Annotated in this window: 19 protein-coding genes; 5 read left to right on the top strand and 14 right to left on the bottom strand. The window is 62.6% G+C overall.

Features of this window, described 5'->3' with window-relative positions; genetic code table 11:
- Nucleotides 1–62 precede the first annotated feature (62 nt).
- Entirely contained in the window at nt 63–2,192 is a 2,130-nt protein-coding gene (locus ACMUVN_RS09555) for a vWA domain-containing protein (RefSeq protein WP_414815046.1), read from the bottom strand.
- A complete protein-coding gene (locus ACMUVN_RS09550) occupies nt 2,189–2,713 on the bottom strand; it encodes an RNA polymerase sigma factor (RefSeq protein ID WP_047612165.1) in 525 nt (174 codons plus the stop codon). Before ACMUVN_RS09550 ends, ACMUVN_RS09555 begins: the two co-directional genes overlap by 4 nt.
- A 224-nt stretch (nt 2,714–2,937) precedes the next feature.
- Between ACMUVN_RS09550 and ACMUVN_RS09545 the strand changes: the two genes are divergently transcribed.
- A complete protein-coding gene (locus ACMUVN_RS09545) occupies nt 2,938–3,849 on the top strand; it encodes an alpha/beta hydrolase (RefSeq protein WP_414815045.1) in 912 nt (303 codons plus the stop codon).
- Nucleotides 3,850–3,852: 3 nt separating this feature from the next.
- On the opposite strand, the gene ACMUVN_RS09540 is transcribed toward ACMUVN_RS09545, so the two are convergent.
- From ACMUVN_RS09540 to ACMUVN_RS09495, 10 genes are all read right to left on the bottom strand, one after another.
- Nucleotides 3,853–5,856, bottom strand: coding sequence for a CocE/NonD family hydrolase (locus ACMUVN_RS09540; RefSeq protein WP_414815044.1), 2,004 nt, complete (start codon nt 5,854–5,856; stop codon nt 3,853–3,855).
- Nucleotides 5,857–5,922: 66 nt separating this feature from the next.
- Entirely contained in the window at nt 5,923–7,554 is a 1,632-nt protein-coding gene (locus tag ACMUVN_RS09535) for an ABC transporter ATP-binding protein (protein WP_414815043.1), read from the bottom strand.
- Nucleotides 7,547–8,374, bottom strand: a complete 828-nt coding sequence (locus ACMUVN_RS09530) for an ABC transporter permease (RefSeq protein ID WP_414815042.1) — start codon at nt 8,372–8,374, stop codon at nt 7,547–7,549. The genes ACMUVN_RS09535 and ACMUVN_RS09530 overlap by 8 nt, the downstream gene beginning before the upstream one ends.
- Nucleotides 8,371–9,375: an ABC transporter permease gene (locus ACMUVN_RS09525; protein WP_414815041.1), complete on the bottom strand. Its 1,005-nt coding sequence runs from the start codon at nt 9,373–9,375 to the stop codon at nt 8,371–8,373. Before ACMUVN_RS09525 ends, ACMUVN_RS09530 begins: the two co-directional genes overlap by 4 nt.
- Before the next feature lie 97 nt (nt 9,376–9,472).
- Nucleotides 9,473–11,062, bottom strand: a complete 1,590-nt coding sequence (locus tag ACMUVN_RS09520; protein WP_047612155.1) for an ABC transporter substrate-binding protein — start codon at nt 11,060–11,062, stop codon at nt 9,473–9,475.
- 118 nt (nt 11,063–11,180) lie between these two features.
- Entirely contained in the window at nt 11,181–11,963 is a 783-nt protein-coding gene (locus ACMUVN_RS09515) for a carnitinyl-CoA dehydratase (RefSeq protein ID WP_414815040.1), read from the bottom strand.
- 6 nt (nt 11,964–11,969) lie between these two features.
- Complete coding sequence (locus tag ACMUVN_RS09510) at nt 11,970–14,024, bottom strand: acetate--CoA ligase family protein (RefSeq protein WP_414815039.1); 2,055 nt, start codon at nt 14,022–14,024, stop codon at nt 11,970–11,972.
- Between the two features lie 4 nt (nt 14,025–14,028).
- Nucleotides 14,029–15,189 (bottom strand): acyl-CoA dehydrogenase family protein, encoded by a 1,161-nt coding sequence (locus tag ACMUVN_RS09505; protein ID WP_414815038.1) that lies wholly within the window; start codon nt 15,187–15,189, stop codon nt 14,029–14,031.
- Nucleotides 15,190–15,199: 10 nt separating this feature from the next.
- Entirely contained in the window at nt 15,200–16,690 is a 1,491-nt protein-coding gene (locus ACMUVN_RS09500) for a carnitine 3-dehydrogenase (protein ID WP_414815037.1), read from the bottom strand.
- 7 nt (nt 16,691–16,697) lie between these two features.
- Nucleotides 16,698–17,600, bottom strand: coding sequence for a 3-keto-5-aminohexanoate cleavage protein (locus ACMUVN_RS09495; protein ID WP_414815036.1), 903 nt, complete (start codon nt 17,598–17,600; stop codon nt 16,698–16,700).
- Nucleotides 17,601–17,676: 76 nt separating this feature from the next.
- Here ACMUVN_RS09495 and ACMUVN_RS09490 point away from each other — a divergent pair, with 76 nt between their 5' ends.
- Nucleotides 17,677–18,687, top strand: a complete 1,011-nt coding sequence (locus ACMUVN_RS09490) for a GlxA family transcriptional regulator (RefSeq protein ID WP_244604761.1) — start codon at nt 17,677–17,679, stop codon at nt 18,685–18,687.
- On the opposite strand, the gene ACMUVN_RS09485 is transcribed toward ACMUVN_RS09490, so the two are convergent.
- Entirely contained in the window at nt 18,674–19,537 is an 864-nt protein-coding gene (locus tag ACMUVN_RS09485; protein ID WP_097542547.1) for a LysR substrate-binding domain-containing protein, read from the bottom strand. The genes ACMUVN_RS09490 and ACMUVN_RS09485 overlap by 14 nt on opposite strands.
- A gap of 113 nt (nt 19,538–19,650) precedes the next feature.
- Here ACMUVN_RS09485 and ACMUVN_RS09480 point away from each other — a divergent pair, with 113 nt between their 5' ends.
- Together ACMUVN_RS09480 and fdhA are read left to right on the top strand one after the other, a co-directional pair.
- On the top strand, nt 19,651–20,556 hold the full coding sequence (locus tag ACMUVN_RS09480) for a DMT family transporter (RefSeq protein ID WP_414815035.1): 906 nt from the start codon (nt 19,651–19,653) through the stop codon (nt 20,554–20,556).
- 572 nt (nt 20,557–21,128) lie between these two features.
- Nucleotides 21,129–22,319, top strand: coding sequence for a formaldehyde dehydrogenase, glutathione-independent (gene fdhA / locus ACMUVN_RS09475; RefSeq protein ID WP_028757431.1), 1,191 nt, complete (start codon nt 21,129–21,131; stop codon nt 22,317–22,319).
- Nucleotides 22,320–22,408: 89 nt separating this feature from the next.
- On the opposite strand, the gene ACMUVN_RS09470 is transcribed toward fdhA, so the two are convergent.
- Nucleotides 22,409–23,209 carry a transporter substrate-binding domain-containing protein gene (locus ACMUVN_RS09470; RefSeq protein ID WP_047612136.1) on the bottom strand — a complete coding sequence of 267 codons (801 nt, stop codon included), beginning with the start codon at nt 23,207–23,209 and terminating at the stop codon, nt 22,409–22,411.
- 103 nt (nt 23,210–23,312) lie between these two features.
- On the opposite strand from ACMUVN_RS09470, the gene ACMUVN_RS09465 reads away from it, so the two are divergent.
- On the top strand, nt 23,313–25,676 hold the full coding sequence (locus tag ACMUVN_RS09465) for a putative bifunctional diguanylate cyclase/phosphodiesterase (RefSeq protein WP_028757429.1): 2,364 nt from the start codon (nt 23,313–23,315) through the stop codon (nt 25,674–25,676).
- Nucleotides 25,677–25,702: the final 26 nt, after the last annotated feature.

Genomic DNA, 25,702 nt, shown 5'->3' with positions numbered 1-25,702 from the left:
CACTAAGCCGAGGCCGCCCTTTTGGGACGGCCTCTCGTTTGGGACGGCATTTACGTCTTACCTCACCGCTGGCTGAGGCCGTCCGCCAGCCGGACCAGGCCGAGGAAATCCGACCTGTAGCCGAAGCTATCCGTTCCCCGCGATGCCGCGGCGAGATCGGCAATCGCCTGATAGGAATAGGAATCGAGGGCGGCGATGCGGCTCAGTTTCTGGCCGAAGGCGGCGACGGCCACGGAGAAACGGACATCCTGCGGCGCGGCATCGACGGCGGCGACCGCGTTGCTGTCATTGACAGGCGTGGTGATGAGCGTACTCTTGTCCTCGCCCGGCCTTTTGTAGCGCATCTTGACGAAGGCAAGCTCGTCTTCACGCGCGGCATCGGCGGTCTCGGCCGGCGCCTTGTCGCCATAACGCAGGTCGTCATTCATGACCGCGGGGCTTCCCTTGGGCGTAATTTCGTAAATCGCCGTGACGCTGTGGCCGGAGCCGATATCGCCGGCATCGACACGATCGTTGTTGAAATCTTCGCGATTCAGTGCCCGCGTCTCGTAGCCGATCAAGCGGTATTCGGCGATCCTTTCCGGGTTGAACTCGACCTGGAACTTGACGTCGCTGGCGATCGGAAACAGCGTCGATCCGGCCTCTTCGACCAGCGTCTTCTGTGCCTCCGCCAAGGTGTCGATATAGGCCGCACTGCCATTGCCGTTCTGGGCCAGCGTTTGCATCAGGGAATCGTTGAGATTGCCCCGCCCGAAGCCGAGAACGGTCAGGAAGATGCCGTCCTTGCGCTTCTCTTCGATGATGCGCTTCAAGTCCTCGTCGCTCGACGGGCCGACATTGAAATCGCCGTCCGTCGCCAGCATCACCCGGTTGACGCCGTCCTTGACGAAGGCCTGTTTGGCAAGGTCATAGGCGGCCTCGATACCTTCGGCGCCGCCGGTCGAGCCGCCGGGCTCCAGTCCGTCGATCGCCGACAGGATCTTCGATTTCTCCGCCACCCGCGTCGGCGCCAGCACGGTGCCGGCATTGCCGGCATAGGTGACGATCGAGACGGTGTCGTCGGCCTTCAGCCGGTTGACCAGAAGACGGAAAGCGCTCTTGAGAAGCGGCAGCTTGTCCGGCTCGTCCATCGAGCCCGAGACGTCGATCAGGAAGACCAGATTGGCACGCGGCGTGGTTGCCGGTGCGATGTCATAGCCCTTGATCGCCACATGCATCAATTCCGTGTCGCGGTTCCACGGGGTCGGCATGACAGTCACCGTCGCCTTGAACGGCTGGTCGGCATTGTCGGGACCCGGCCAGTCATAGGGGAAATAATTGATCATCTCCTCGACGCGAACCGATTGCGGATCGGGCATCGCCCCACCCGTCAACGACCGGCGGACGAAGGAATAGGAGGCGCTGTCGACATCGGCGGAGAAGGTCGAAACCGGATCCGTCGCGACACTCTTGATCGGATTTGCCGCGGCATTGGCAAACCGCTCGCGGCCGGGATCGCGCTGGATCTGGATAGGTCCGTCCGCCGGCGGCGCAGGCGAGGGGGCGACGGCCATCGGTTCGGCCAGTTGCTGTTGGGGGGCGATGCCGGGTGCGGCCGGCGCGGAGCGTTTGGCCGCCCCGAGGGCCGCGGCAGAACTCTCCGACTTGTTCGTAAGGGCGGCGATGTCGTCGGCATCGAATTCGGACGTCCGTCCCGCATCGGGCTTTGCGAGGATTTGAGACTCCTTGTCCTGCAGGCCTTGCGCGTCAGCGACTGATTGCTCAGTCAGGGGGCCGTTCTCGGCCGGTGCTTGCGGCGGAATCTCCGGCGTGACCGTGACGGGTTGGCCCGCAGTTGCGACCGGTTGTTTCGACGCCTCACCTCGCGACAGGTTGCCGGCGATCTCGGTCTGGTCGACGATCGGCGATCCGTTGCGGGTCAGCTCGATCGTGAGATAACCGGCGGCCGGAATGACGAGCAGCGTCGCAAGGGCTGAACCGGCGAGGAATTTCTTGTTCATGGCAGGACTCCATATCCAGTTGATGATGGAGCTTTGACGCCAGCCTTTCGCATTTCCTTGGGGCGCCTGCGCATTATTTTCGGCGGTGTCGAAGGCCTGCATCGCTGCGGCAAGCGCACGCGCGCGCGCCTCCGGATCGGGTGCCGGCGGTGTGAGGCGGGAGAGCTTTTCCAGTTCCTTGTCCACGGTCATACCTCTTCCTTGCCGAGCACGGTTTTCAGCCTCTTACGCGCCTCGTGAACCTGCCAGGACACGGTCGCCTCCGAGCAGCCCATGACATCGGCGGCAGCAGAATGGCTGAGGCCTTCGCCATAGACGAGCAGCACGGCGTCGCATTGCCTTTCCGGCAAGGCGCGCACGGCGGCCCATAATTCGCCCGATAGCTCGTCGTCATTTCCATCAGGCGCATCCGGCTGCGGTTCGGCGGCATAAGCGCGGAATGTCTGCTCCTCTCGGGCAAGCTTGCGTCTGTGGTCGCGGGCGGCGTTGAGCGTCAGCGTATAGAGCCAGGTTCTGAAGCGACTGGCGCCGCGAAAGCTGCCGATGGCCGCGCCGAGCTTGACGCAGACCTCCTGTGCGATGTCGTCGGCATCCGTGGAACTGCCCGACCAGCGCCACGCCGTCGCGTGGACGAAATCATAATGACGCGAGACCAGTTGCCCGAAGGCCTCCCGGTCGCCGCCCTGCGCTCGTTCTATGAGCTCCGCATCCAATTCCGCACCTACCCCAAACCGACCAGCAAGATGCTATTTCGAGATTGAGACGTTTCTCGGATGGCTTTCCTTGGGTCGGCGCTGAAAAAATTATCGCGAATTTTGAAAGTCGCGACATTCATGGGTCGCGGCCAGACAGATCGGCTCGGTCACAAAGGCGCATGATGAGGATAAAGTCGGCCAGGGACATGATCTGTCATGCCCCAAATCGCGAAAGGACCTCCATGTCCGCTCAACCGCCTGTCCCCACCGAAAAGGGCATCCTGCAGTTTCTGGCGATTTGCGATTCCTTCTATCCGCCGGACGCCGTTCAAGCATCGATCGAGCAGCAACGCCATTGGTATGATGCTCTTTGCGCGCGTTTCGACCGGCCGCTGCCCCCGGAGATGATCTTTGCCGACGGCATGCTGCAGCGCATACCGATCCGGCGCTACCGTCCGCGCAAAATCAGCACGCGCACCATTCTGCTCTATCTTCATGGCGGCGGCTTCGTCGTCGGTTCGCTCGAAAGCCATCATGCCATCTGCGCCGAGATCGCCGATTTCGCCGGAGCGGAACTCGTTTCCGTCGATTACCGGCTGGCGCCTGAGTATCGCTGGCCGGCACAGACGGATGACGGCTTTGCAGTGTTGAAGCATCTGCTGTCCGCCAACAGCAAGGTCGTGCTGATCGGGGACAGCGCCGGCGCCAATCTTGCCGCCGGTCTTGCATTGCGGGCGCGCGACGAGGGCCTGTCCGGTGTCGTCGGCCAGGTCCTGATCTACCCGGCGCTCGGTGGCGATCTTGCCGCAGGCTCCTATATCGAAATGGCCGCAGCCCCCGGCCTGACGACGGCGGATGTCGCCTATTACCGCGAGATCCTGCAGGCGCCGGCAGGCAATGAGATCGCCGAGCCGCTGCAGGCAGCTTCGCTTGCAGGGCTGCCGCCGGCCTTCATCACGGTCGCGCATTTCGATCCGCTTCGGGACGACGGCCGGCACTATGCCGCCCGGCTCACCGAAGAGGGCGTCGACGTCTGGTTCCGGGAGGAGCCGCAGATGGTGCATGCATGGCTGCGCGCCCGCCATATGAGCGAGGGCGCCCGCGACGGCTTCCGCGCCGTCTGCGAGGCCATAAGGCGTTTTGCGCAGACCTGACGATCACATCAGGTCGCGCGCGATCCGCTTTTCCGCAAAGACCTTTTCGAAGATCTGCACGTCGTCCTCGAATGCCGTGACGACGGCGCTGATGATCCATTCGGTTCCGGTGCAGGCAATCCGCGCAGTCGCGACCGTACGGGCAAACCAGCCGGGGCGGCGCATGTCGCAGGTCCAGGTCGACGTCCCGGTCATCGACTGGGGATTATCGGGTGAAATCGACCAGATCTCCTCCCGCAATTGCCGGGTCGAGAGACCTGTCTCAGGGTGTTCGGTGAGCCCGGTATCCTCGTCAATGTGATACTCCGTCCGGTTGGCCGAGAGATCGCGGACGACCTGCCGTTTCGTCGCGGCCGCCGCGTGCTCGATGTATTTCGGCAGCGGATCGGGATTGGCCGGTTCCTTGATGTCGATCCGCTGGTGCTCGCCGAGCATCGGCAGCCCCAGGCCGAGTGCCGCGATATCGACCTCGATGCCCTCGTCATCAGGCGGCGGCAGGATCATCGGCCAATAGGCGGTGGAAAGCGAAAGGCGGATGCGATGTCCCCTACGGAAGCGATAACCGCAGGCATCGAGCACGAGACGGATCGACACCCTTTCGCCTGGTGCCAGCGGCTTGGGATCGGCATTGCCGTCGCGGTGGGTGAGGTTGACGACGCCGAAGGCGACACGCGTTGCCGTGCCATCCGGATGGACGTCGATGAGCCGGGCGCAGAGATTGCCGCCCGCCGTCCGGGAACGCAGCGCAAGCGTCAGCACGGGCCGGCCGAGATAGTCATGATCGCCGGCAAGCGGCATCGTATCGAAGACCAGCGAGCCGGCATCGTCCGAACGCTGATCGATCGCCATTTCGGCGTCGGGTTTCAGCGTGAAATATTCGCCGGAGGCCGTCCCGGTATCGAGGGGAGAATGGAGATAGACGGGATGCTCGGGCGCATGCGGGATCGGCATGCCTTCCGTCAGCCTGCCGAATTGTTCGACGTAAAAACACTGCATCCGCGGCGGCGACCAGACGTCCTTGGCAACCCAGAAGCCGGGATCAGTGTCGCGTCGCGGGGCAGGGCGGATGGCATCGAGAATATAGGCGCGGGCCTGCGGCAAGGTGTCGATCCCGTTATCCTCGCCGCGCAGCCATTTGTTCCACCAGGCGATTGCTTCACCATGGAAATCTGTGCGCGGCTTCGGCCAGGCGAAATGCGGATATTTATGCACCCAGGGGCCGATCAGCGCCTTCGCTTTGCGGCCCAAACCTTCGACCGCCATCAGAGGCGTATTGCGGTAGCCGTCCGCCCAGCCGGCGATGACAAGTGCCGGGATCTCGACGCTCGAAAAATCCTCTGAGATCGAACCGTGACGCCAGAAATCGTCGCGCCGCTGGTGGGCCAGCCAAGCCTCCATGAAGAAGGGTTCGCCTGCCAGGCGTTCCAGCCACATCTCCTTCCAGCGCTCGCCGACAAGTGCCGGATCGGCCGGGCGCGACTGGTAGCCGAGCATCGTCGCCGCCCATGAGAGCTGGGCGGAGAGATGGCAGCCGTTCTTGTAGTGGATGTCGTCATTGTAGCGGTCGACGGTCGAGGCGATCGAGATAACGGCCTTGAGCGCCGGCGGACGCAATGCCGCAATCTGCAGGCTGTTGAAGCCGCCCCAGGAGATGCCCATCATGCCGACCGCGCCGTTCGACCATGGCTGCGCGGCAATCCAGGCAATCAGCTCGCAGGCATTGGCAAGCTCGCATTCTGTATATTCGCCGTCGATGACCCCGTCGGATTCGCCGGAACCGCGGATATCGACGCGCACGCCGGCAATACCGGCTGCAGCAAAGACCGGGTAGGTCGACTCGTCCCTGAGGCAGGTTCCGTCCCGCTTGCGGTAGGGTAGGAATTCGAAGACGGCGGGAACGGGATCTTCGTCCGCGCCGTCCGGCATCCAGATGCGCGCGGCAAGCCGCGTCCCATCCTTCAGCATGATCCATTCATTCTCGATGGTGGTAAAGCCGCGCGAGGTCATGCTCATTCCTTGATGCACATTGCATGCGGCGAGGGTTCCGCCCCTCGTCAAGTTCACCTAGTCAAGTCAGTTACCGGCGCTCTCCATGCGACGCGTGGCGAGCACCCGTTCCAGCCAGCCGATTTCCATTTCCGGTACGGATTTCAACAGCAGATCGGTGTAGTCGTCAAAGGGCGGCGACAGCGCCGTCGATTTCGGGCCGAATCGCACCAGCTTGCCGCGATGCATCACCGCCACGCTGTCGGCGATCGCCCGGACGATCGCGATATCGTGGGTGATGAAGACATAGGACAGCTGCTCTTCTTCCTGCAGCCGCAGGAGCAGCTTGAGGATACCCTCCGCCACCAGCGGATCGAGCGCCGAGGTCGGCTCGTCGCAGAGGATGAGTTCGGGCTTGGCGGCCAGCGCTCTGGCGATCGCCACACGCTGCTTCTGGCCGCCGGAGAGTTCGGCCGGGTAGCGATCGACGAAGCCCTTGCCCATTTCGATCTGGTCGAGCAATTCCTTGACCCGGGCGGTCTTCTCGGCACCTCTCAGACCATAGTAGAAGGTCAGCGGGCGGCCGATGATGTCGCGGACGGTCTGGCGCGGGTTCATCGCCGTATCGGCCATCTGGTAGATCAGCTGGATGCGCCTCAGATCGTCATTCGGCCGGCTCTTGAGGCCCGGCATCAGCGGTTTGCCATCAAAGACGATGCGCCCGCTGCTCGGCGGCAGCAGGCCGGCAATGACGCGCGCCAGGGTCGACTTGCCCGAGCCGGACTCGCCGACGACCGCGAGCGTCTGGCCCTTTGGCACGTGCAGCGAGACATCGTGCAGCACCTTGAAGCCGTTGGAATATTCGGCGCTGACATTTTCCACCTTAAGGAGTGCCGTGGACTGATCGGCGGCTTCCTCGCGATAGGCCTGTCTGACATTGACGAGGGCGCGGGTATAATCCTCCCGCGGCGCCTCGATGATCTGCTGGACGCTGCCGTATTCGACCTGCTTGCCATAGCGCAGAACCATGATGTCGTCCGAGATCTGGGCGACGACGGCGAGATCGTGGGTGATGTAGAGGGCAGCGGTGTGCGTTTCCTCGATCGCATGCTTGATCGCCGCCAGCACGTCGATCTGCGTGGTGACGTCGAGCGCCGTGGTCGGTTCGTCGAAGACGATGAGTTCGGGGTTGGAGCAGAGCGCCATTGCCGTCATCGCCCGCTGCAGCTGGCCGCCGGAGACCTGGTGGGGAAAGCGCTCGCCGAAGGTTTCGGGATTGGGCAGGCCGAGAACCCCGAACAGATAAAGCGCACGCTTGCGCGCCTCGTCCTTCGTCATCAAACCATGCTTGACAGAGGCTTCGATCACCTGATCGCCGAGCCGATGGGCGGGATTGAAGGCGGCGGCGGCCGATTGCGCCACATAGCAGACCCGTGCGCCGCGGATTTTTCGAATGCCGTTCTTGCCGAGCGTCAGGATATCGGCGCCGTCGAGCCGCACTTCACCGCCGGTGATTTCGGCTCCACCCCGGCCATAGGCGAGTGCGGAAAGGCCGATCGTCGACTTGCCGGCGCCCGATTCCCCGATGAGGCCGAGAACCTTGCCCTTTTGCAGATCGAAGGAAACGCCGTCGACGATCGTCACCCGCCTGGGCGGTTCGCCCGGCGGGTAGCTGGTTGCTTCGATCTTCAGATTACGAACGGAAAGAAGCTCAGGCATCGCCGCGCCCTCCCTTGAGGCTGGATGTGCGTTTCAGGAGCCAGTCGACGACGAGGTTGACACAGACGGCAAGCACGGCGATCGCCGTGCCCGGCACCAGCGCTGCCGATATGCCGAAAATGATGCCGTCCTTGTTGTCCTTGACCATGCCGCCCCAATCGGCCGCCGGCGGCTGAATGCCGAGGCCGAGGAAGGACAGCGTCGAGAGGAACAGGATCGAGAAGGCGAAGCGCAGCCCGAACTCGGCAAGCAGCGGCGACAGCGTGTTCGGCAGGATTTCGCGGAAGATGATCCAGAGCTTGCCTTCGCCGCGCAGCTTGGCCGCCTCGACGAATTCCATCACCGCGACATCGAGCGCCACAGCGCGGCCGAGACGGTAGACGCGGGTGGAATCGAGGATCGCCATGACAAGGATCAGCACGACGATATTTTGCGGCAGGACCGCCAGAACGACCAGCGCGAAGATCAGCGTCGGGATCGACATCATCAGATCGTTGAAGCGGGAAAACACCGTGTCGATGATGCCGCGCGAGACGGCAGCGGTGAAGCTCAGGATAATGCCGAGCGAGAAGGAGATGACGGTGGCGGCGGACGAGACCAGCAGCGTCGTGCGCGCGCCGTAGATCAGGCGCGAGAGGATATCGCGGCCGAGATTGTCGAGGCCGAAGATATATTGATTATCCGGCAGCTGCCAGACGTCGCCGACGACCTGCGTCTCGCCATAGGGGGCGAGCCAGGGTGCAAAGATAGCGAAGATGAAGGCGATGGCGATACCGCCCATGCCGATCCAGGCGGTGATGGGGATGTCTCTCAATCTCATCGCGGATGCCTCAGCCGGGGATTGGCGATAATCGCAAGGATATCGGCCGTCATGTTGAGGAAGATGTAGACGGCCGCGAAGATCAGGCCGCAGGCCTGCACGACGGGCATATCGCGCACGGTGACCGCATCGACCATATATTGCCCCATGCCGGGATAGACGAAGACCACTTCGACAACGACAACGCCGACCACGAGATAGGCAAGGTTCAGCGCGATGACATTGATGATCGGGGCGAGCGCATTGGGAGCGGCATGCTTGACGATCGCGCGGAAGGCGCTGAGGCCCTTCAGCTCTGCCGTCTCCATATAGGCCGACGACATGACGGAGAGAATCGCCGCCCGCGTCATGCGCATCATGTGCGCAAGCACGACGAGCACGAGCGTCGCCGTCGGCAGCGCGATCGCCTTCAACCGCTCGCCGAAACCCATGCTGTCATAGACCGTCGCCGGGAAAGTCGCCATGCCAAGGTTCACCGCAAAGAAGAGGATCAGCAGGTAGCCGATGAAGAATTCCGGCAGCGAGATCGCCGCAAGCGAGACCACGTTGATGATCTTATCCGGTAGCCGATTGCGGAAATGCACCGACAGCATGCCAAGGCCGACGGCGAGCGGCACGGAGATCACGGCTGCGAAACCCGCCAGGAAAAGCGAATTGCCAAGGCGTTTGCCGATCTGCTCGCTCACCGAATTCTTGCTGGCCCAGGAGGTGCCGAAGTCCCCCTGGACTGCATTGCCGAGCCACTCGACGTAGCGCGTCGTGACCGGACGGTTCAGCCCGAGATCCTGACGAATATTGGCAACCGCCTGCGGCGTCGCCGACTGGCCGAGATAGGTGGTGGCAAAATCGCCGGGCAGGGCTTCCAGGCCGCCGAAGATCAGGATGGAAACGGCAAAAAGCAGGACGAGACTGAGCACGAAGCGCTCGAGGATGAGGGCCAGCAGCGGAAAACGCTGCCGCAACCCGAGGCCGGGCAAGATGCTGGGGGCAGGATTGGTCATGGCGAGGACCTCGCGCTAAAACGGCGGGAGGACCGCGGGTTTCATCCCACGGTCCCGGCTTCGTTGGAGATCGGAGGGGGCAAACGCCCCTTTATCCTCAGGCGTCCAGCCAGACGCGGGTTGCGACGTAGCCGTTCGACATGTCGTTGCCGATGTCGTGGACATAACCCTTCACCTGCTTGGTGGAGGCGTTCACGAAATCGTTGAACATCGGCAGGATCACCCCGCCCTCGTCGCGCACCATCATCGCCATGGTGCGGTACATGTCCTTGCGCTTGGCTTCGTCCAATTCGGAGCGGGCCTGCAGCAGCAGCTTGTCGAAGTCAGGACGCTTGAACTTGGTGTCGTTCCAATCCGCCGTCGAGAGATAGGCGGTGGAATACATCTGGTCCTGCGTCGGACGGCCACCCCAATAGGAGGTCGAGAAGGGCTGAACGTTCCAGACGTTGGTCCAGTAGCCGTCGCCCGGCTCGCGCTTGACCTCGATCTCGATGCCGGCCTTCTTGCAGCTTTCCTGATAGAGGACGGCCGCATCGACGGCGCCGGGGAAGGCGACTTCGGAGGTGCGCAGGAGGACCGAGCCGCTATGGCCGGACTTCTTGTAGTGGAAGGCGGCCTTGTCGGGATCGTAAACGCGCTGCTCGATGCCCTCGGGGAACAGCGCATAGGTGCTGTTGATCGGGAAGTCGTTGCCGACCTTGCCGTAGCCGCCGAGGATCTTCTGCACCATGGTCTCGCGGTCCATGGCGTATTTGAGAGCCAGGCGCAGGTCGTTATTGTCGAACGGCGCCTTGTCGCAATGCATGATGAAGACATAATGGCCACGGCCGGCGGTCGAGAGGATCTCGACATTCGGCGCGCGCTTCAGCAGGTTGACGGTCTTCGGGTCGACGCGGTTGATGTAGTGCACCTGACCGGACGAAAGCGCCGCGATGCGGGCAGTGGCATCGTTCATGCCGATGATTTCGATCGAATCGACATAACCCCGGTCGGTGCGCCAGTCGTCCTTGTTCCTTTCGAAGGTGGCGCGGACGCCGGGCTCGAAGCTCGTCATCTTGTAGGGGCCGGTGCCGATCGAGGCCAGCGGATCGTCGACGCCGCCGTTCGGCTGGATGACCAGGTGGTAGTCCGACAGCAGAAGCGGCATGTCGGCATTGCCTTCGCTGAGCGTCAGCACGAGATTGCCGCCGTCGGCCTTGATCTCCTTGATCGAGCCGAGAACACCGAGCGCACCGGATTCCGACTTTGCGTCGGTGTGGCGCTTCAGCGTCGCAACGACGTCGTCGATCGTCAGTTCCTTGCCATCGTGGAACTTGACGCCCTTGCGGATCTTGAAGGTCCAGGTGACAGCGTCCTTCGAGGGCTCCCAGGATTCGGCAAGCGAGGGCACGGCGGCACCCGTCAGCGGGTCGGACTCGACCAGCATGTCACCCCAGCAGCGGCCGATACAGAACATGACCTGCGACAGGAACTTTGCCGGATCCTTCGAATCGGTGGCTGCACCTCCTTCGAGGCCGAGCTTCAAGTGGCCACCGCGTTTCGGTTCGGCGGCTTGCGCACTTTCGGTGAAGAGCTTGTCGGCGACGGCAAGTGTGATGCCCGCCGCCATGGCGCGTCCCATGAATTCGCGGCGGCTGAGCCCGCCGGCGGTGACACGGCTTGCGAGATATTTGGTGTAGTCGTTCATTCCCCAGTTCCTTCTTTATGGTGCGTTGACAGAACTTCCGGGCAGATCCGCAGGCGGTTTCCTCTCCACCTCCGGTGCCCGCATCATGCGGGAAAACAGTGCGGTTGCCGCCGCCTGGTCATTTTCCTTTCCAAATGGGGCTTCGCTTCTCGGCGAAGGCCCGCGCGCCTTCCAATTGGTCCTCGCTCGAATAGAGTTTGTCGACCGTCGCAAACTGCCGCTTGGTGACCTTGTTCATGGCAGTCTGGAACGTCGAACCCTCCGCTTCGCGCACGATTTCCTTGATGGCCGCATAGACGAGCGGCGGCCCGCTTTCGAGCAGCCGGGCAAGCTCCCATGCTCTTTCCATAAGCCTGTCGGCCGGCAGGACCTCGTTGACGAAACCCCAGCGATGTGCCTCGTGAACGTCGAGCCAGCGCCCCGTCAAAAGCATGTCCATGGCGATGTGATAGGGGATGCGCTTCGGCAGCTTGATCGAGGCCGCATCGGCAACCGTGCCCGAGCGGATTTCCGGCAGGGCGAAGGTGGCATGCTCGGCGGCGAGGATCAGGTCGGCAGAAAGCGCGATCTCCAGCCCGCCGCCGCAACAGATCCCATTGACCGCACAAATGACCGGCTTGTTGAGGTCGCGCAGCTCCTGCAGCCCGCCGAAGCCGCCGACACCGTAATCCCCGTCCACCGCATCGCCCGATGCCGCCGCCTTGAGATCCCATCCGGCGCAGAAAAACTTCTCGCCCGCACCCGAGACGATGGCGACACGTAGCGTTGGATCATCGCGGAAATCCCGGAAGATCAACCCCAGGGCGCGGCTGGTCGAAAGGTCGATGGCGTTCGCCTTCGGCCGGTCGATGACGACTTCGAGGACACCGCTGTCCTGTCGTGTGCGAATGGGATCGCTCAACTTATGCTACCTCCTCCGCCGTATCAGGGCATCGACTGCGACAACGCCGCCCCCTTCGGGAAGAACCATCAACGGATTAATGTCCAGTTCCTCCAGGCGTGCCGCGTTCATTACGACATAATCTGCCGCTGCTGAGACAGCATCGACAACAGCCTCGAGGTCGCCTTTTGGTCTCCCGCGATAGCCATAGATCAATTTTGCAAGTTTAAGACGCGAAATCGCCGCGCGAATCTCGATTTTCGTCACTGGAAGCGGCAAAATGATCGAATCTTCAAGCAATTCAACGAAGATTCCCCCCGCTCCAAGGGTCAGCGACAATCCGAAGACGGGATCGCGGATGGCGCCGACAATGAGCTCGGCAACCGGCGGATTGATCATCTTCTCGACGAGATAACCTGAATTCGGCGGCATGGCCGCCGCCGCATCCGACACTGCCTCACTATCCCTAAGGTTGAGTGCGATGGCCCCGGCCTCGGTCTTGTGGGCAATACCGAGCGCTTTCAGCACAACGGGGAAACCGAGCCGCTCGGCCTGCTCGGCAGCTTCCCGGGACGAAAAAGCCTGCAGCCCCCGAGGAACAGGGAGGCCGCAGGCAGCAAGTTCCGTCTTTGCATCGGCTTCCGTCAGCGTTTCGATCTCGCCGCCCATGGACGGCACGTCGAGCAGCGGCAAGGGAGGCGGCGCTTCCCAGACCTTGCCAATACCGGCGGCGATTTCCGCCGCAATGATGGTTTCGTCGATGCCCGAGAAGGCGACGATGCCATTCGCCATCAGCCGATCTGCGATCGGCTCGGGCATGTTTTCCGGAAGGGTCGCCAGCACGCCGGCCAGCGCACCGGTTGCGGCGGCGGCCGCAATGACCGCATCCGCCGTCATCGCCCATTCGGAGGCATCGCAGCGGTCGCCACGCGGGAAGTCGAGGACGACGAGATTGAGGGCATAGCCGCCTTCGAACATGGCGCCGAAGGCTTCGGTCTGGCGTGCGAGATCGCCCCAGACGAAGGTGTGGTAGTCGAGCGGATTGGAAAGCGTCACCATCTCGCCCAGCACCCGCCGCAGACGCGGTAGCTGTTGCGGCTGCAGCGCCGGGAATTCCACCTTGCGACCGACGGCGGCATCCGCCATCAGCGAGGCTTCGCCCCCCGAGCAGCTCATCGACGAGATCGAATGGCTTGCAAGCGGGCCGGCGACATGCAGCAGCTTCAGGGTTTCGAGCAGTGCCGGCAAGGTCTGGACACGGCCAAGGCCGAGACGGGCCAGTACGGCATCGGCGACGGCATCGCTGCCGGCAAGCGAGGCGGTGTGTGATACGGCCGCACGTTTTGCCTGTTCCGATCTGCCGACCTTCAGCACGACGACCGGCTTCCTCGACCACCGGGCGATGGCGGCCAGGCGTTCGAGAGCAGCGAGATCGCCGAAGCCTTCGACATGAAGGCCGACCGCGGTAACGCGTGGGTCGTCGATCAATGCGCAGGCGACATCGGCAAGCGATGTCTGCGCCTGGTTGCCGGCCGTGACCACATAGGCGATCGGCAGCCCACGGGTCTGCATGGTCAGGTTGATGGCGATATTCGAGGACTGCGTGAGAATCGCGACGCCACGTTCGATGCGCTGCATGCCATGCTGATCGGGCCAGAGCAGCGCGCCGTCCAGACCGTTGATCAGCCCGTAGCAATTCGGCCCGAGGATCGGCATATCGCCCGCTGCCTCCAGCAGGGCCCGCTGCAGCTCGGCGCCATCCTCAAGTTCACCCGTCGCCTCGCTGAAACCCGATGCATAACAGACCGCCCCGCCGGCATCGGCTTCAGAAAGGCTGCGGACGATCTCGACGGTCAGCGTCCTGTTGACGCCGACGAAGGCGGCATCCGGCGCTGACGGCAGATCCGAGACCGAGCGATAGCAGCGCCGTCCGAGCACCTCGTCGAGCTTCGGATGGACAGGCCAGATCTCGCCGGCAAAACCCATACGATCACACTGCTCGATCACCCTGCGCGCCTCGCGGCCACCGAAGACGGCGATCGTTTGCGGTCTGAGCAGGCGGTCGAGCGGGCGAGATGTCATCGGCTCACGCTCCCAAAGGTCTAAGCAGGTCGCGGCTGATGATATGCCGCTGGATTTCGGAGGTGCCGTCCCAGATGCGCTCGACGCGCGCATCGCGCCAGAAGCGGGCGAGCGGCAGGTCGTCCATCAGGCCCATGCCGCCGAAGATCTGGATCGCCTCATCGGTGACCCGGGCGAGCATTTCCGAGGAGTAAAGCTTGGCCGAGGCGATCTGCCGGTCTGCAGGCAGCCCGGCATCAAGCCGCCAGGCGGCGGCAAGTGTCAGCCAATCGGCTGCGTCGATCTCGGTGATCATATCGGCGAGCTTGAACGACACGCCCTGATTGGCGCCGATCGGCTTGCCGAACTGCTTGCGCTCGGCGGCATAGGGCAGCGTCATGTCGAAGACGCGCCGTGCCCGGCCGACGCAGGTGGCGGCGACCGTCAGCCGCGTGCCGTAGAGCCATTGATTGGCTATGTCGAAGCCGCGATGCACCTCGCCCAGCACCTGGGCTTCGGGTATCCGGCAATCTTCGAAGCTGAGCGTCGAGTTGTGGTAGCCACGATGCGAAACGGAATCATAGCCCTTGCGGATTTCGAAGCCCGGCGTGCCGCGATCCACCAGGAAGGCGGTGATCTTCTTCTTGATGCCTTTCGGCGTTTCTTCCTCACCCGTCGCGGCAAAGACAATGACGAAATCGGCGACATCGGCATGCGAAATAAAGTGTTTCGTGCCGTTGAGGACGAAGTCGCCGCCGTCGCGGCGGGCGGCGCATTTCATCCCGCGCATATCGGAACCGGCGTCCGGCTCGGTGATCGCGAGCGCGTCGATCTTCTCGCCGCGCACGGCGGGCAGGAGGTAGCGCTCTCGCTGCTCGCCCTCGCAGGCCATCAGGATGCCGGAGGGCCGGCCGAAGAAAACCGTCAGCCCGAGGGAACCGCGCCCGAGCTCCCGCTCGACCAGCGTGAAGGTGACGTGATCGAGGCCGGCGCCACCGACCTCCTCCGGGAAATTGCAGGCGTAGAAGCCGAGATCGACGCATTTGCGCCGGATCTCGTCTCCGAGCTCCGGCGGCACGATGCCTGTGCGCTCGACCTCGTTTTCGTGCGGATAAATTTCGGTCTCGACGAAGGCGCGGACCGTCTCGACGATCATTTTCTGTTCTTCGCTCAATCCGAAATCCATGCCGATCCTCCTACCGTTTCTGGCCGACGTGACGGCCGACGCCTTCAGGCGCGGCAAAATTCGCATGCGCTTCGGCGATCGCCTTGACCTTGTCGACAATGACGGCCGGCGCCGGCGTGGCCTTGCCGGCCTTGCTGTCGACATGCAGCAACATGTGCTCGGCGGTGGCAATGGCCTCGCCCGTCGCCGTATCGTGCAACGTATGGAAGACATGCAGCCGCTTGTCGTCGACGGAGAGGACCCGGCAGGTCGAATGGATCGTCTGGCCGAGCTTTGCCTCGCCGAGATGGCGGATGTGGGTTTCCACCGTATAGTAGCTGTGCCCCGCCTCAACATAGGCGACATCGACGCCGATGAGGCGCAGCAGCGCATCCGAAGTATCGCCGAAAACCTGCAGGTAGCGGTGCTCGGTCATATGGCCGTTATAGTCGACCCAGGCAGGGCTGACTTTCGTCTCGATGAGCCTCAGCGGTTTCGACAGGTCGACAGACGTTGTCGTCCCGCCGCAGGCTGCCCAGAGCGATTGCTCGAAGTCCTTCAAGAGCTTGCCGGCGCCCCAGCCCTTGCCGCCATCGCCGCCCTTGAGGGCCTGCAGGATGCCGACGAGGTTTTCGTCGCGGATGCGTTCAAGCTCGCGGATCGACACGCCGGCCGCCTGTTCGTCGGATTGCTGGCCGATCTTTTCGATCAGCGCATCGTCGAGATCGACGACATCGGTGAGCTTGGTCCAGGGCCAGGCGAGGCAGGGACCGAACTGGGCGAGGAAGTGGCGCATGCCGGCCTCGCCGCCGGCGATGCGGTAGGTCTGGAACAGGCCCATCTGCGCCCAGCGCAGGCCGAAAGAGTAGCGGATGACGTCATCGAGCGTCTCGACGGTGCAGATATCGTCGTGGATCAGCCACAAGGCCTCGCGCCAGAGCGCTTCGAGCAGCCGATCGCCGACAAAGGCCTCGATCTCCTTGGCGATGTGGACGCCCTTCATGCCGATCGGCGCCAGTCTTTCCATTGCCGCCTGGATGGTCGCCGCCGAGGTCTTTTCGCCGCCGACGATTTCGACGAGCGGCAAGAGATAGACGGGGTTATAGGGATGGGCGACGAAGAGGCGCTCGGGATGCTTCATGTCGCGCTGCAGATCGGTCGGCAGCAGACCCGAAGTGGAAGAGCCGATCAGGGCGTCCGGGCGCGCTGCGGCATCGATCTCGGTCAGGACGCCGCGCTTGAGGTCGAGCCGTTCCGGCACGCTTTCCTGAATCCAGTCGGCGCCGGCGACGGCTTCCGCGAGCGTCGTGCAGAAGGTCAGCCTGCCGCGCGGCGGCAGGGGCGCGCCGGTCAGCATGGCATAGGCTTTTTCGGCGTTGGCGAGCACCTCGCCGACGATACGGCTCGCTTCCGGATGTGGGTCGAACACATCGACGTCGATGCCGGCCAGCAGGAAACGCGCGATCCATCCGCCGCCGATGACGCCGCCGCCGATACAGGCCGCCTTGTTGATCCGTGTCATGCCGTCCTCAGCGCTTCGTCAGTTTGAGTTTCTTGCGAACGTCTTCCGGACCGATGATCCGGGCACCCATGCCTTCGACCACCTGCACGGCCTTTTCGACGAGCTGGGCATTGGTGGCGAGCTGGCCCTTGCCGACGAAAAGGTTGTCCTCCAGGCCGACGCGCACGTTGCCGCCGGCGAGAACCGCGGCCGCCGGATAGGCCATGGCGTTACGGCCGATCGAAAAGGCCGAGAAGGTCCAACTCTGCGGAACGTTGTTGACCATCGCCATGAAGGTATTGAGATCGTCCGGCGCGCCCCAGGGAATGCCCATGCAGAGCTGGATCAGCACCGGGTCTTCGATCAGGCCTTCCTCGGCAAGCTGCTTGGCAAACCAGAGATGGCCGGTGTCGAAGGCCTCGATCTCCGGCCGCACGCCGAGATCGGTCATCTTCTTCGCCATCGCCCGCAGCATGGCTGGCGTATTGGTCATGACATAGTCGCCGAGGTTGAAGTTCATCGTGCCGCAGTCGAGCGTGCAGATCTCAGGCAGGCATTCGGCGACATGGCTGATGCGCTCGGTGGCGCCGGCCATATCGGTGCCCTTCGGATTGAGGGGAAGGGGGCTTTCGACATCGCCGAAGATCAGGTCCCCGCCCATGCCGGCGGTGAGGTTGAGGACGACGTCGATATCGGCCGAGCGGATGCGGTCGGTGACTTCCCTGTAGAGGTCGTTGCGGCGGCTGGCGGCACCCGTGTCCGGATCCCGGACATGGCAGTGGACCACCGCAGCCCCGGCCTTTGCCGCGTCGATGGCGGACTCGGCGATCTGCTTGGGCGTGATCGGCACGTGGCTGGATTTGGAAACCGTATCGCCGGCGCCGGTGACGGCACAGGTGATGAAAACATCGCGGTTCATCGCAAGAGGCATGTTTTTGTTCTCCCTCGTCTTGTCAGCATTACGCGACAGGATGGATGGCGATGCGTTGCACTTTCGGAAGTAATCGATACATTATCGGAACTCGACGGAGGCGACCTTGCTGCAGCGATCGACGGAACGGCTCGACATTGACCTTCTCGTCCTGCCGGACGCGAATTTGATCCTGATCGCCTCGGTCATCGAGCCGCTGCGCGGCGCCAACCGCATTTCCGGCAGCGAGCTCTATCGCTGGCGGCTGCTGACGCCGGATGGAGCACCGGTCCCGACCACCAGCGATATTGCCGTGCCCGCCCAAGGCGCTTTCAAGGCGACGACCGAGGATACGCCGCTTTTCGTGCTTGCTAGCTACAACTGGCGCCGAAGTGCTACGCCGGCGCTGAAGATGCAGCTCTCCCAGGCTGCCCGCTACCGTACGGTGATTGCCGGCATCGAATCCGGCACATGGCTGCTGGCGGAAGCAAGCCTGCTCGACGGACTGCCGGCGACCGTTCATTGGGAGGACTACGAGGATTTTGCGCTGGCCTATCCGCAAGTGCGAGCGGTCAAGGATCGCTTCGTCATCGACGGCAAGCGGCTGACGACCTCAGGTTCGCTTCCAACCGTCGACCTGATGCTGGAGGTGATCCGGCAGCGGCAGGGTTATTCGCTGGCGCTCGAAGTCAGCCGGCTGTTTCGCTACGAGCAGCCGTCCTTCCATGCCGATGAGCCGCTTTCGGCAGCCTCGGCGGGATTGCGCATGCACGATCCCCGCGTGGCGCAGGCAGTAAAGCTCATGGAGGAGCATATCGAGCAGCCTCTGATTCTCACGCGGCTCGCCCGCAGGGTGGGCATCAGCGCCCGGCATCTGCAGGATCTTTTCCAACAGAACATCGGCGCGCCGCCGCATGTGCATTATCTCGCGCTGCGCCTGAACGCGGCGCGCCGCAAGGTGATCGAGACGACCGCCTCCTTCGCCGACATCGCGGCGGCGACCGGCTTCAACTCGGCCTCGGCATTTGCGAGAAGCTACCGCGCGAGTTTTTCAGAAAGCCCGTCCGAGACCCGGCGCCGTCTGCGCCGCCGCATCACACCGACGTAGGCTGGAAGGCGTCTCGTAACATATCCGCGAGTTCGCGAACTGCCTCACTGGATCGGTAGGGATTGCGCCGGAGCACGACTTTCGAGGAATCGACCGGTGGGAAGCCGTCTTCGGCAGTCAACTCGCGGCAGCCGGGCGGAATGTTGCTGCGACACAGCGTGGTGACGGCAAGGCCCGCGGTCACGGCATTCTTCAGCCCCGAGCCGGTATCGGCGATGAAGGCGATCCGGTAATGGCGGCCGATCTGCTCCAGCGACCGGAGCGCATAATCGCGCGACCAGGTGGAGTTACGATAGGTCGCAATCGGCAGGGGATCGATATCGTGCAGCCGGTGAACCATGGATGTGACCCAGACGGTCGGGTCGATACAGAGGACCTCGCCTTTCGTCTGGTCGCTCCAGTCGAAGACCACGGCCAGATCGAGTTCGTCCCGCTCGAGGGCGGCGAGGTTGCGGACGGTATAGTCACAGGACACCGTGACCTCGACGGCCGGATGGCGTACGGCGAAAGCCGCAAGGGCCGCCGGCAGCACCGTCTGGCTGTATTCCTCGGGAATTCCGATGCGCACCGGCCCATCCAGCGGTTTGCTGCGGATCGTCGCGGCGGCCTCGCTTAGGAGGTCGATGATCCGGCGGGCATAGGGCACGAGTTGTATGCCCTGGCGTGTAAGCAGCACACCGCGGGCGCCGCGCTCGAACAGAGCTTCGCCGATCGTCTGCTCGAGCCTCTTGATCTGGGTGCTGACAGCCGACTGCGTCCGCCCGATGCGCTGGGCAGCCGCGGAGAAATTCGAGGTCTCGGCGACGACAAGAAAGGTCCTCAGCAGGTCGCTCTCAATCGGCTCGTGCATGGGAATAGCCATAGAAAAAATCGATGATAGCTATCTCTACTATTCGTTTGTCTAATGTCAATTCTTGAGGCAGAAAAGAGCCGCGTTCGACTTCCTTCTTTGAGAATATCCGCGTGACCATTGAAAATCCGGCCAGACACCTCGCAGGCAGCGAGCACGAGAAGGGTGTGCTTCTCATCATTGCCGCGACGCTTGCCTGGAGCGCGAGCGGCGTCTATTCGCGGCTGCTCACCACCGACGTATGGACGGCGATCGCCTGGCGTTCGTTGTTCGGCGGCCTGTTCCTGCTGATCCCCTGCCTTTTCCTCGAGGGGGGTATTTCACGGCAGCAATGGCGTTCCGTCTTCCATCCGTCCGGACTTGCGATGATCGCATGCCAGACCTTCAGTCAGGGATGCTTCATCGGGTCGCTTTACATGACCACCGTCGCCAATGTGACGATGATCTATGCGACCGCGCCGTTCATCGCGGCTCTGCTCGGCTGGCTCATCCTCAAGGAGAGGGTCGCCAGGCGGACGCTGATTGCCGGCGGCGTCTCGCTGCTCGGCGTCGCGGTCATCGTCGCCTCGTCGATCGGCGGCGGGACGGGGTGGGGCGATCTGCTGGCGCTCGGCATGACGGCGTCCTTCGCGCTCGTCATCATCATTCCGCGCATCAGTCCGGAGGTGCCGAGCCTGCCGCCGACCGTGGTCAGCGCTTTCCTGACCCTCGTTCTCTTCGCGCCGTTCGGTTCGGTCGGCTCACTCGACCTGCACAACTGGATCGTCCTTGCCGCCTTCGGCGCCACCAATTTTTCCCTGGCGCTGGTGCTCTTTCTTGCCGGGGCGAAGCGGATGCCGCCGGCGGAGGCGGCGCTGATCGGCACGATGGAAATCGTGCTCACGCCCTTCTGGGTCTGGCTGCTGTTTTCCGAACAGCCGCCCGTCGCCACCTTTTTCGGCGGTGCGATCATCCTCGGCGCCGTGCTCTGGCATACGGCCATCGACGTCAACCGCAGCCGGCGGCCACATCGCGCCTAAGTCTCCCATATCAAATCGTCCCCGACGATCCGGAAAACCGCCGTATTCGCGGGATCAATTATTTCCGCTACGCAGCGAGCCATTGCGACCTTGCCGACTGTCGTCTTTGAGTTGCGCCCATGTCGTTTTCTTGATCGCTGTTTTCCGTCAGTCGTGGTTTGCTTGTGGTGTTCAAAGCGCTATCTCGCAAACTGGCGAAATGGACCTTGGGACACCGGCCTGACGCCGGCGCTGTTCCGCAGCGGTAGAAGAACTGAAATCCTCAAGGAAATCGCCGGATAGAGATCCGGAGAGATATCGAGACGGATCGAAAGGAGATTCTGGAGCCGGAAACCAGCTCTTGGCACAGCAAATCGACGGATTGCGGCGGGCGATCGCGAGCAGAACGACAGGCAAAACCCGGGCGTTCACTTCTCTTCTCCATCCAATCTGTTTTTGCAAAATCCGAATATCGCCCGATGCGGCGGTATCCTGTGTTGTAGACCGGGCTGCAGAGGAGGCAGGCCGGAGGGAAGGTTGCCATCGGCTGCATCGGTTGCAGATCGAGGCATTCAAACAAGTGGGAGGAATCCATGAGCAAGAATAGAGGCGTCGTCTATCTCCGGCCGGGCAAGGTCGAAGTTCGCGACATCGACGACCCGAAGCTGGAAGCGCCCGACGGCCGCCGCATCGAGCACGGTGTGATCCTGAAGGTGATCTCGACCAATATCTGCGGCTCCGACCAGCACATGGTCCGCGGCCGCACGACGGCGATGCCGGGCCTGGTCCTCGGTCATGAAATCACCGGCGAAATCATCGAGAAAGGCATCGACGTCGAGATGCTCGACGTCGGCGATATCGTCTCGGTGCCGTTCAATGTCGCCTGCGGCCGTTGCCGCTGCTGCAAGTCTCAAGACACCGGTGTCTGCCTGACGGTGAACCCGGCTCGCGCCGGCGGTGCTTACGGTTATGTCGACATGGGCGGCTGGATCGGCGGGCAGGCACGCTACGTCACCATTCCCTACGCGGATTTCAACCTGCTGAAAATCCCCGATCGGGACAAGGCGATGGCGAAGATCCGCGATCTCACCATGCTCTCCGACATTCTGCCCACCGGCTTCCATGGCGCCGTGCGGGCAGGCGTCGGTGTCGGCTCGACCGTCTATGTCGCAGGCGCCGGCCCTGTCGGCCTTGCGGCTGCAGCTTCGGCTCGCATTCTCGGCGCTGCTGTCGTGATGATCGGCGATTTCAACAAGGATCGTCTGGCGCATGCGGCCAAGGTCGGTTTCGAGCCGATCGACCTGTCGAAGAGCGACCGTCTTGGCGATATGATCGCGCAGGTCGTCGGCACCAACGAGGTGGACAGCGCCATTGATGCGGTCGGCTTCGAGGCCCGCGGCCACTCGGGCGGCGAACAGCCGGCGATCGTGCTCAACCAGATGATGGAGATTACCCGCGCCGCAGGTTCGATCGGTATTCCCGGCCTCTACGTCACTGAAGACCCGGGCGCCGTCGACAATGCCGCCAAACACGGCAATCTGTCGCTGCGTTTCGGTCTCGGATGGGCCAAGGCGCAGTCGTTCCACACCGGCCAGACCCCGGTGCTCAAGTACAATCGCCAGCTCATGCAGGCGATCCTCCATGACCGGCTGCCGATTGCCGATATCGTCAACGCCAAGGTCATCCCGCTCGACGATGCCGCCAGTGGATATGAGAGCTTCGACCAGGGCGCGGCGACGAAATATGTCCTCGATCCGCACGGCGAGGTCGCGAAAGCCGCCTAGCGATTGCGACCGAGGAACTTTACCTGACAGGGATGGCCGGCGGAAAACCGGCCATTCCGCATTTGTCACATGACAATTTGAGTGACGAACTACTGAATGCTGAACGGAAAATATTTTGCGTTGATCATGTCGTAGGTCCCGTCCGCCTTGATGCTCTTCAACGCTTCGTTCAGGCGCGCAAGGCGCTCCTTGTCATCGAGGCGCAGCGCGATCCCGGCACCTTCGCCAAAATAGGTGATATCGACCAGATCCGGCCCCTTGAACTCGCAGCAGCTTCCCGCCTTCGTGTTGGCAATCCAGTCGTAGATGGCGAGCTTATCCTCGAGAATAATGTCCACGCTCCCATCCGCCAGGCCTTTGTATAATTCCGGCGAAGACCGAAACACCGTCTTTTTCATGTCCGGATAAAGATGGTTGGCATAGGATTCCTGCGCCGTCGACGACGTCACGCCAAGAATTTTGTCGCTGAGAGCGGCGGGGCTGACATCGCTGATTGCGGAATCCTTCCGGGCAATAAATACCGACGGACTGTTGTAGTATTTTTCAGTGAAGGCAACCTTTTGACGCCGCTCAAGGCTCATCGACATGGATGAGATGATCGAGTCGTATTTCCCGGCAACGAGATTGGGAATGATGTCGTCCCACTTCTCGATGATGAATTCGCATTCGAACTTGCCGACCTCGCAGAGGGCATTGGCTATATCGATGTCGAAGCCTTGCAGCTTGTTATTCGCATCGAGATAATTGAAGGGCGGAAATGCACCTTCGACGGCAATTCTCATCGGCATGCGATCTTGCGCAGCCACCTCGAGCGGCGAGATCGCCAGAAAGACACCCACCGCGCCCGTCATCAGCGCGCCGCGCACGATAGTCTGAATGGATATGCGCATCGTCGGGAGCTCCTTGGGGCGTATCGATCTCGCCCATAGTGCGCCGCAGCTTTTAATTCTACGTGAACGCTTCTTTGTTAGCCTCGGCCAATGCGCCCGTGTCGTGGTGTTCAGGGGTCCAGGCTTGCACATCGTTCTTCCTTCCAGCTCCAACACGTTTCAGCAGTCCTGGATTGCTTCGGGGAGAATTCTGTTTCTGATTGCCGTCAGCGGGCTTGGAGCGATCGGACTGGTCGTGCTGTCGGCACTGTGGGCGGGAACCGAGAGCGATGCTGCCGCCCTTGATCGACAGCGCCACCTTGTCAATGCCCGCTTGCGCGAACAGGTCGATCAAGTCGCGCATGTCATCGGCCAGTTTGGCAACGGCTATCTCACCCGTGTTTATCCCGCCGCCCGTTCGGCCGGAGGTTCCTCCAGCCTCGATGCGGTTCTGACGGCGGCGGCCGGCAGCGCGATCAGCCAGACCGCGATGTCCGCCTTCGGTTATGATCAGGCCTTCGTCGTCGACGAGAAGGCGCAGCTGCTCATGCTGGCGGACGCCCAAACGGAAAAGCGTTATCGCTGGATGAAGCCTCTGTTTTTGCCGCTGCTTCAGGATGCCCGCCTTGGGTTGAGACAAGGCACCGTTTCCAACGAGAGAACACCGTCCTCAATGGAAAGCCGCCTTGCAAGCACTGGCAGCTCCAACCCAGCGCTCGCCAATCTGATGCGGCTGGAAGGTCGGCCGACGATCGTCGGCGTCGTCGCCATCAACGAACCCGATGAGGGGCAACGGCAGACGATGCGGCAATTCCTGATCGTCGTGCGGTTTATCGACGGTGCGGCGCTGGACGAATTGAGCCGGCAACAGGGCCTCAACGGCGCGCGCTTCGCGCGCACGGCCGACGCAGACGAAAACGAAGTTGCCTTCCAGATCGACGCCACGGCAAACGGCGAGCCGATCGGCTTCATCGTATGGCGGCCCGATCTTCCGGGTTCGAGGGTGATCGGCCGGTTGATGCCGGCGCTTTCGATTGCCGCCCTGGTGATCGCGATCCTGTTCTCGGTCCTGCTGGTGCGCCTGCGAAGCAGTCTCGGCGAGTTGAAGAAAAGCGAGCTGCACGCAAGGCAGCTCGCCTTGCATGATGTGCTGACCAACCTTCCCAATCGCGCCTTGTTCGCGATGCGGTTTGAGGAGTGCCTGGCCGAGACGCAGAATTCGACCGAGCGCTCGGCGGTCGCACTTCTCGACCTCGACCGCTTCAAGGCCGTGAACGACACGTTCGGCCATGCCGCCGGCGATGAACTCATCAGGATGGCTGCGGAACGGATTCGCGCCCTGCTTCGTCCGGGCGACACGCTTGCCCGGCTCGGAGGGGACGAGTTCGCCCTGCTTCTGCGTGATATCAAGGATGATGATCAGGTTTTGCCGGCAATATGCGACGCGATCGTTGCCGAACTCGGCAAGCCCTTCCCGCTTTTGCGGGGCGAGGCCGTCGCACGGGTCGGCGGCTCGATCGGCGTGACCGTCGTGCCGGACGCCGGGCGGAATGCCGATGACATCATGCGCTACGCCGATGTCGCGCTATACGAGGCAAAGATGGGCGGGAGAGGCCAGTGGCGCATCTATTCCCCATCCATGGACGGCGGCAGGAATGCGCGCGACATTCTCAAGAACGAATTGCGGGACGTTCTGGCCAAAAGTGCGGCCTCCTCCGCGGACGGTTCACCATCCGAACCGCTTGCGAACAGGCCGGACTACGGATCGCTCGAGGTCTACTACCAGACGGTACATCGTGCAGAGCCGGGATATACGGCGTCTGGCGCGGAGGCTCTGGTGCGCTGGCGTCACAGTCAGCGCGGATTGTTGACGCCTGCGAGCTTCATCCCTGTCGCCGAGGAAGGCGGCCTCATCGACGCCCTCGGTTTCTGGGTATTGCGCGAAGCCTGCAGGGCTGCCCGCAAATGGCCGGAAGGCACATTTGTTGCGGTCAACGTGTCTCCCGCCCAGTTGAGAAGGCCGAATTTTGCCGAGGAAGTCTTCGCCGTGCTGCAGGAGAGCGGCCTGCCGCCGTCCCGGCTCGAGTTGGAGCTCACCGAGTCCTCGCTCATCGAGGATAATTCGGATGTCTATACCGTGCTGAGGTCGCTGCGCAGCCGAGGTGTTCAGATTTCGCTGGATGATTTCGGAACCGGCTTTTCCTGCCTCAGCCATCTGGTGCGTTTCGATATCGACCGTATCAAGATCGATCGATCCTTCGTCTCGCAACTCGGCACAAAAGCCAACGGAGCGGCCATCATCGGCGCCATCGTCGCGCTCAGCCGCAACCTCGGGATCTCGACGACGGCGGAAGGCGTCGAAACCGAATATCAACGCGACTTTCTAGCCGCCCTCGGCTGCACCGATCTCCAAGGCTATTTCTTCTCCAAACCGGTTCCTGTTGGCGACCTCGATTGTTTTCGCAAAGCCGAGAGCGCCGTCGCCTGAGAGGCTTTTGATCTTCCGCCAGGAAC

The sequence above is a fragment of the Rhizobium sp. IY2 genome, from assembly GCF_047532935.1.
GTDB lineage: Bacteria > Pseudomonadota > Alphaproteobacteria > Rhizobiales > Rhizobiaceae > Rhizobium > Rhizobium anhuiense.
This window is presented reverse-complemented; position numbering and strand designations above follow the sequence as displayed.